Consider the following 8,151-nt stretch of genomic DNA (forward strand, 5'->3'; position numbering starts at 1 on the left):
ACCCAGTCAACCTTCATGGGTCGAGCTTGAGGCGAGGAATTTGGCGGGCTGGACTTGCGGGCGGGTCTTGCAGACAGGCCTGCGCGTCAGGCTTTCGCGCTGAGCGTGCAGGCTTTGCTTGTGGACCGAGCGTGCAGGCCGGGCTTGCACGGCGATCGTGAGGGCCCGGCCAGCGCTGGCCGGACTATGGGTATCACTGCGGACAGGTATCGGAAGCGACCTGGCCCTCGGCCCAGCGCCCCCAGCGATACAGAAATAGCGCGTAGGCCTTGAGGGTGTGCTGGATAGAGGCAATCTCGACCCGCTCATCGATGCCATGGATGCGTTCGGCCACGGGCCCGTAGCAGGTCCCGGCGATGCCGTGTCGATTGAGCGCGCGCAGATCCGTGGTGCAGGTCAACGCCACCGAGGGCAGCTCCTCACCGGTCAGGGCACGATGACAATCTGCCAGCAGGGCGACCCCGGGGCTGTCGGTGTCGACGTGGTGGCCCTCGGAGCGAAAGCCGTGAAACTCGACGTCCAGCCCGGAGATGCCCGGGCCCAGCGAGGCGCTGGCCGCCTCGACGCAGCGCCGCACCTTTTCCATGATGTCTTCCACCCGGACTTCAGGCGCGAAGCCGATACGCCCCTCCAGGGTCGCCCGGGACGGCACGCTGGACGCCCAGTTGCCCCCTTCGATCTTGCCGATATTCAGGTTGAAAGGGTGCTCGATCTCGTCATAGGGCGGCTCGCGCCCGGCGTTCAGTTCCGCCTCCAGTGCCTTGAGCGGCGCCACCACCGACTGGATCGCCTCGATGGCATTGGCCCCGGCGGCGGTATCCAGCACGTGGGCCGGCACCCCATCCAGCGACACCTTGAACCACAGGGTGCCGATCTGGGCCGTGGTCAGGGTCGCCCCGAAAGGCTCTGGAATCAGCGCAAAGTCGCCGCGGCCGTCTCGTGCCAGGCAGGCCAGCGCACCATGGCCGGTGCATTCTTCCTCGATCACCGTCTGCAGCGTCAGCGGAAAATCGATCTCGAGCCCTGCCCGCTTCATCGCCGCCACCGCCGTCACCATGGCGGCGATACCGGCCTTCATGTCACCGGCGCCGCGCCCGTAAAGCCAGCCATCCTCCTGCCAGGCTTCCCAGGGCGGACGAGACCACATCGACAGCGGCTCCGCCGGCACCACGTCCAGGTGGCCGTTGAAGATCAGGTGCGGCCGGGACGAGGTGCCGTTGATCACCGAGATCAGGTTGTGTCGGTCGACGCCCCTGGCCACCGGTGCCTGCTCGGCATCTGCGCCTTTCTCGGGCAGTGGTACGCGCTCGACAGGCAGCCCCATGTCCAGCAGATGGCTTTCCATCACCTCAAGTACCCCGGCCTCCGCCCCCAGTACGCTGTACTCGCGCACCAGAGCGCTGGTCAGGGCAAGGGTCTCCGGCATCAGTTCGTCGCAGGCATCGAGCAGCCGCCGTTCGTTGGCGTCCAGGGCATCGGTGGATAGTTGTGGTGTCGTCATTGACGGCAAATTCCGCATGTTAAATGTGTTTTACGCTTACTAGTTATGCACCTTCGAGCACCTGCAGCACAAGCCCACCGCACCCGATACAGGCTCTAGCCGCGGCCCTGGGCCCACCGTTCGACCAGGACTTCCCTCACTATATTTGAGCCACGACGTCACTCCCGACGCCGCCCACTCGTTCAGCCACGCGCCACCCCGGCGTGATCGGCCAACCGCTCGATCACCGAGTCCCTGGCCACGCCAATATGGTAGTCCACCTCGTCCCGGCAGCGCTGAGGATCACCGCTCTTTAGTGCCTCCAGCAGCCGCCAGTGGGAGGCGGCGATGCTTTCGGGGGTCTCGTGGGTACGGGTGATCAGGGTGATGCACAACCGCAGCTCGAAGCTCAGGTCGTCGAAGGCACGTGCCAGGCGGGCGTTGTCGGCCAGCTCGAACACCAGGCGATGAAAGGCCAGGTCCTCCTCGATCTTGAGCCCCTCGTCATCACCGGCGGCGACCTCGCACAGACGACTGATCTGCCGATGCAGACGCTGCTCGGTATCCGCGTCGAAGCGCGTCATCACTCGCTCGAAGGCGTGGCGTTCCAGACCGATGCGTAGATCGAAGACATCGCTCAGCTCGGCCACATCCAGGGTACGCACGAAGAACCCGCGCCGCGGTCGCGATACCAGCAGGCCACGGCTCTCCATCAGCCTGGCGGCCTCGCGTACCGGGGCCCGGCTGATGCCGAGCTCCGCCGCCAGCCCCGCCTCCGACAACCGCTCGCCCGGTGCGAAGCGCGAGGCCAGGATCGCCTCGGTCAAGTAGTCGACCACCTGGTCCACCAGGTTGCGCTGAACCACGAAGGGCGCGGCTGAGGGGTCCCGAGGATTGGCCATGCTCGACTCCCGTAGTTGGCCTGAAGGGTCATACCCCAGTATGACCGCATCCTGCGTCGAACAACAGTCGATTGCCGACTGTCGACAGTTTGTGCCGAGGCTGCTAGGTTCTAAAGGGCTTACGGAAATCCCCAACAACAACAGTCCCGGAGCTGGCCTCAGCGACGCGAAAGCCCGGCAACAGCGCACTGGCGGCGCTTTCTGCCCCTGGCTTCACGCACCTCTGGCAACACCTCCGGGCCACCAAGGTGCCCTGATATGACCTCGAACTCCCGCCACCCCCGCGTCGCCTTTCTGCCATCTTGCTCGCCGCTGTCCCCCTCGCCCCGGGCAAGCTCGACTCAGGCACGCGCCTCTCGCTTCAACGCCTCCCTGCTGACGCTGGGGCTCACCGCCCTGCTGCCGCTGGCGGCCACCCCGGCGCTGGCCCAGGACGACGGCCAGGACGCCCAGCAAGAGGCCACCCAGGAACCCCAGCGGGGCGGTGTCATCGACACCATCATCCAGCCGGAGCCGCCGGGCCTGGTGCTGGGCATGATCCAGAACGCCCCCACCCGCACGGTGGCCGGCAACATCTACGAGGGCCTGCTGCGCTACTCCACCGACATGGAGCCGATGCCGCAACTGGCCAAGAGCTGGGAGGTCAGCGAAGACGGCCTGACCTACACCTTCCACCTTCAGGAAAACGCCAAGTGGCATGACGGCGAGGCCTTCACCGCCGAAGACGTGGTGTTCTCCGCCGACGTCTTCCACCGCGACTTGAATCCCAGTGCCCGTGCGGTGCTCGAGCACGTCGAGAGCATCGAGGCGACCGACGACCACACCGTGGTATTCACCCTGAAGAAGCCCTTCGGCCCCTTCCTGATCTCGTTCGAGGCCGGCACCTTCACCATGGTGCCCGAGCACATCTACGCCGGCACCGACTTCCGCAACAACGAGGCCAACAACCATCCCATCGGCACCGGCCCGTTCCAGTTCGACAGCTGGGACCGCGGCACCGTCATCAAGCTGACCCGCTTCGATGACTACTACGAGGAAGGCCTGCCCTACCTCGATGGCATCAACTGGCACGTCATCCCGGACGGCGCCTCCCGCGCGGTGGCCTACGAGAACGGTACCGTCGACGTGCTGCCCTACGGCACCGTGGAGAACTTCGACGTTCCCCGGCTGACCGCCATGGACAACACCTGCGTGACCGAGAAGGGCCACGAGTACTTCAGCCCCTTCGCCATGCTGTGGATGAACAATCGTGAAGGGCCGACCGCCGACAAGCGCTTCCGCCAGGCGGTGATGTACGCCATGGACCGCGAGTTCGCCCGGGACGTGCTGTGGAACGGCACCGGCAAGGTGCCGGCAGGGGCCTTCGGTTCCAACGCCAAGTTCAATGACCCGGACCTCGAGGGCTACAGCTACGACCCGGACAAGGCCGAGGAACTGCTCGACGAGATGGGATACGACGGCGAAGAGGTGCGTCTGTTGCCGATGCCCTACGGTGAAACCTGGAGCCGCTGGGCCGAGGCAGTACAGCAGAACCTCAAGGAGGTGGGCATCAACGTGCGCACCGAGGCCACCGACGTGGGCGGCTGGAACCAGCGCCTGGGCGAGCGCGACTTCGACCTGGCCTTCACCTACCTGTACCAGTACGGCGATCCGGCGCTCGGCATCTCGCGCACCTACCTGTCCACCAACACCGAGAAGGGCTCGCCCTGGAACAACGTCGAGGGCTACCAGAACCCCGAGGTGGATGAGCTGTTCAACGCCGCCGCCACCGCCTATCCGGACAGCGAGCGTGAGCGTCTCTACCACGAGGTACAGCAGATCCTGCTCGAGGACGCACCGCTCGGCTGGCTGCTGGAGCTCGGCTTCCCGACCATCTACCGCTGCAACGTCAACAATCTGGTGACCTCTGCGGTGGGCGTCAACGATGGCTTCAAGGACGCCTGGATCGCCGACTGAGCCAAAAAAGGCGATACGGCGCGGCCCACCACGGGCCGCGCCAGCCCTGATTTCGCTGCTGCCATCACCACAGGCTTACTGCCCGGGACCTCACCATGCTCTACGCCCGCCTGATCATTTCACGACTGTTGAAGGCCGCCATCGTGCTGCTGCTGATCGTCGTGTTCAATTTCGTGCTGATCCAGCTCGCCCCCGGCGACCCGGCGGCCATCCTGGCCGGGGAAGCCGGCGCCGCCGATGAAGCCTTCATCGCCCAGCTGCGCGAGCAGTTCGGGCTGGACCAGCCCATGTATGTCCAGCTGTGGCACTACGTGTCCGGCATCCTGACCCTGGACTTCGGCTACTCCTACCGCCAGCAGATGCCGGTGCTGGACCTGATCCTCGACCGCCTGCCCGCCACCCTGCTGCTGACCGGCACCGCCTTCGTGCTGTCGCTGGTGCTCGGCATCCTCGCTGGCTCCATGGCCGCGATGCGCGTCAAGAAGGCCTCGGGCTCGCTGATCATGGCGCTGGCCCTGCTGTTCTACGCCACCCCGCTGTTCTGGGTGGCGCTGATGGCGGTGGTGCTGTTCTCGGTGTACCTGGACTGGCTGCCCGCCTACGGCATGTTCACCGTCGGCGCCAACCTGGAAGGCCTGGCCTACGCCCTGGACGTGGCCAAGCACCTGGTGCTGCCGGCCACCACCCTGGGCCTGTTCTTCATGGCCATCTATACGCGCATGACCCGCGCCTCGATGCTCGACGCCGCCCAGCAGGACTTCGTCAAGACCGCCAAGGCCAAGGGCCTGGCGCCAAGGGTCATCCAGCGCCGCCATATCCTGCGCAACGCCCTGTTGCCGATCATCACCCTGGCGGGTCTGCAGGCCGGCCAGATGGTCGGCGGCGCCATCCTCACCGAGACGGTGTTCGCCTGGCCGGGCATCGGCCGACTGATGTACGAGGCGCTGATGCAGCGTGACTACAACCTGCTGCTCGGCATCTTCTTCTTTTCCGCCGCCCTGGTGATCCTGTTCAACATCGCCACCGACCTGGTCTATCGACTGGCCGATCCACGCATCAAGGGGGCCGCCGCATGAGTTTCTTCGCCCGTTTCGCCCAGAACCGAGGCGCCCTGGTGGGACTGATCATCCTGTGGGCGATCATCCTGATGGCCGTGCTGGCCCCGGTGCTGTTCCCCGAATCCCCCTGGCGCATGGTGCAGCGCCCCTTCCTGCCGCCGCTGGCCCAGGACGGCTTCTGGCTCGGCACCGACACCATGGGCCGCAACGTCGCCGCCGGACTCATGCACGGCGCCTGGGTGTCGCTGCTGATCGGTCTGGTATCCACCGCCGTGGCGCTGGCCATCGGCGTGCCGCTGGGCGCCATCGCCGGCTACTACGGCGGCCTGGTGGACGACGCTCTGATGCGCTTCACCGAGTTCTTCCAGACCATCCCCAACTTCGCCCTGGCCATCGTGCTGGTGGCGATCATGCAGCCCAGCGTGACCTCCATCGTGCTGGCCATCGCCATCGTCAGCTGGCCGCCGGTGGCCCGCCTGGTGCGTGCCGAGTTCATGTCGCTGCGCCATCGCGAATACGTCGAGGCGGCGCGCCTGGTCGGCCAGACCAACACCCAGATCATCCTGCGCCAGATCCTGCCCAACACCCTGTCGCCGATCATCGTGCTGGCCTCGCTGATGGTGGCCACCGCCATCCTGCTGGAGTCGGCGCTGTCGTTTCTCGGCCTCGGTGATCCCAACGTGATGTCCTGGGGCTACATGATCGGCGCTGCACGCACCGTGATCCGCCAGGCCTGGTGGCTGTCGTTCTTCCCGGGCCTTGCGATCCTGTTGACCGTGCTGGCGTTGAACCTGGTCGGCGAAGGGCTCGATGACGCCCTCAACCCCAAACTCGCACGGGAGCGCTGAGCCATGAACACCTTTGACAACAGCACCAGCGGCACCAGCGCATCCACTGCATCGCGCAGCGAACCGGTGAAGGTGCCGAAGGGAGCAACCGCTGGCGATCCTTGCGGCGATCACAGCGGCGATCCAGCCCCGGAACCGATCCTGCGCATCGAGGGCCTGAGCGTCGCATTGCCCGCCGGCGCCGATCGCGAATACGCCGTGGAAGAGCTGTCCTACGAAGTCAGCCCCGGCGAGATCCTGTGCGTGGTGGGCGAATCCGGCTCCGGCAAGTCCATGGCCGCCAACACCGTCATGGGCCTTCTGCCCAAGGGCGTGCGCCCGGTGGCCGGGCGGGTGATGTTCGAGGGCGAGGACGTGCTGACCCTCGACGAGAAGCGTCACCGGGCGCTGCGCGGCAAGAAGATCGGCATGATCTTCCAGGAGCCGATGACCGCCCTTAACCCGCTGATGCGTATCGGCGACCAGATCGCCGAGGTGTTCGAGGCCCACGGCGAGCTCAAGGGCGCCGAGCGTCAGGCCCGGGCGCTGGAGCTGCTCAAGGAAGTCCGTCTGCCCCAGCCCGAACGGGCCATCCGCGCCTACCCCTTCGAGCTTTCCGGCGGCCAGCGTCAGCGGGTGATGATCGCCATGGCGCTGGCGCTGGAGCCGAAGCTGTTGATCGCCGATGAGCCCACCACCGCGCTGGACGTCACCACCCAGGCGCAGATACTCGAGCTGATCGCCGACCTGCAACGTCGCCACCATATGGCGGTGATGTTCATCACCCACGACTTCGGCGTGGTCGCCGAGATCGCCAACCGAGTGTGCGTGATGCGCCACGGCCGGATCGTCGAGATCGGTCGCCGTGACGAGGTGCTCGACAACCCCCGTCACGACTATACCCGGGCGCTGATCGAGGCCATTCCCAGCGACGCCGCGCCGCCCGAGCGCGAGCCGATGGCGCCGACGCCGATCCTCGAGGTACGCGATCTGAATCGGGTATTCCGTTCCCGCGGCGGGCTGTTCAAGCCCTCCCGTGAGGTACGCGCACTGGACGAGGTCAGCTTCACCCTGTCACGCGGCGAGACCATCGGCATCGTCGGCGAGTCGGGCTCCGGCAAGTCTACCCTGGGGCGCTGTGTCGTGCGTCTGGAGCGCCCCGACAGCGGCGAGATCCTGCTCGGCGGCGAAGACCTGTCCGCGCTCAAGGGCGACGCCCTGAGGCGCCAGCGCCACCGGGTGCAGATGGTGTTCCAGGACCCCTACGCCTCACTCAACCCGCGCACCCGGGTGGGCATGGCCATCGCCCAGGGCCCCATCGCCAACGGCGTGCCCCGCGACCGGGCATTGGCCAAGGCCGACGAGCTGCTCGAACTGGTGGGGCTTGGCGGCAGCGCCGACCGCTTCCCTCATGAGTTCTCCGGCGGTCAGCGCCAGCGCATCGGCATCGCCCGCGCCCTGGCACTGGACCCGGAGCTGATCGTCGCCGATGAAGCGGTGTCGGCGCTGGACGTATCGATCCAGGCCCAGGTGCTGGAGCTGCTCGAGGATCTGAAGCAACGCTTCTCGCTGTCGCTTCTGTTCATCACCCACGACCTGCGCGTCGCCGCCCAGATCTGCGATCGCATCATCGTCATGCAGAAGGGCCGCATCGTCGAACAGGGCAGCGCCCAGGAGGTCTTCACCCGACCTCAGGCCGACTACACCCGCGAACTGCTCGCCGCCATTCCCGGCCGCGACAAGACCACCGATGACAAGACCAGCAAAGAGGAGACCACCCTCTGATGGCCGTCACCTCCCAGCAACTATCGCCGTCGCTTGCCACGCTGATCGAGACACTGCGCGAGCGCCTGGGCGCCGCCCAGGTGCTGACCGGCGACGACGTGGCAAGCCGCCAGGTGGACTGGCTGAGCGGGGCGCCCTGTCGC

6 protein-coding genes are annotated in these 8,151 nt (G+C 66.4%); 4 read left to right on the forward strand and 2 right to left on the reverse strand.

The genetic code is table 11. The annotated features are described in order from the left end of the window. Nucleotides 1–193: 193 nt before the first annotated feature. Nucleotides 194–1,501 carry an ArgE/DapE family deacylase gene (locus tag NH448_RS09970; protein WP_045993009.1) on the reverse strand — a complete coding sequence of 436 codons (1,308 nt, stop codon included), beginning with the start codon at nucleotides 1,499–1,501 and terminating at the stop codon, nucleotides 194–196. A 182-nt stretch (nucleotides 1,502–1,683) separates the two neighbouring features. After that, a complete protein-coding gene (locus NH448_RS09975) occupies nucleotides 1,684–2,382 on the reverse strand; it encodes a GntR family transcriptional regulator (RefSeq protein ID WP_222517267.1) in 699 nt (232 codons plus the stop codon). A gap of 258 nt (nucleotides 2,383–2,640) precedes the next feature. On the opposite strand from NH448_RS09975, the gene NH448_RS09980 reads away from it, so the two are divergent. From NH448_RS09980 to NH448_RS09995, 4 genes are all read left to right on the forward strand, one after another. Continuing rightward, nucleotides 2,641–4,338 (forward strand): ABC transporter substrate-binding protein, encoded by a 1,698-nt coding sequence (locus NH448_RS09980; protein WP_253028724.1) that lies wholly within the window; start codon nucleotides 2,641–2,643, stop codon nucleotides 4,336–4,338. Nucleotides 4,339–4,433: 95 nt separating this feature from the next. Further along, nucleotides 4,434–5,414 carry an ABC transporter permease gene (locus tag NH448_RS09985; protein WP_045993011.1) on the forward strand — a complete coding sequence of 327 codons (981 nt, stop codon included), beginning with the start codon at nucleotides 4,434–4,436 and terminating at the stop codon, nucleotides 5,412–5,414. Further along, nucleotides 5,411–6,244, forward strand: a complete 834-nt coding sequence (locus NH448_RS09990; protein WP_045993012.1) for an ABC transporter permease — start codon at nucleotides 5,411–5,413, stop codon at nucleotides 6,242–6,244. The genes NH448_RS09985 and NH448_RS09990 overlap by 4 nt, the downstream gene beginning before the upstream one ends. 3 nt (nucleotides 6,245–6,247) lie before the next feature. After that, nucleotides 6,248–8,008: an ABC transporter ATP-binding protein gene (locus NH448_RS09995; RefSeq protein ID WP_253028725.1), complete on the forward strand. Its 1,761-nt coding sequence runs from the start codon at nucleotides 6,248–6,250 to the stop codon at nucleotides 8,006–8,008. The last annotated feature ends 143 nt before the right edge of the window (nucleotides 8,009–8,151 follow it).

Origin of the sequence: Halomonas sp. OfavH-34-E (assembly GCF_024124525.1) — a bacterium.
Taxonomy (GTDB): Bacteria; Pseudomonadota; Gammaproteobacteria; order Pseudomonadales; family Halomonadaceae; genus Halomonas; species Halomonas litopenaei.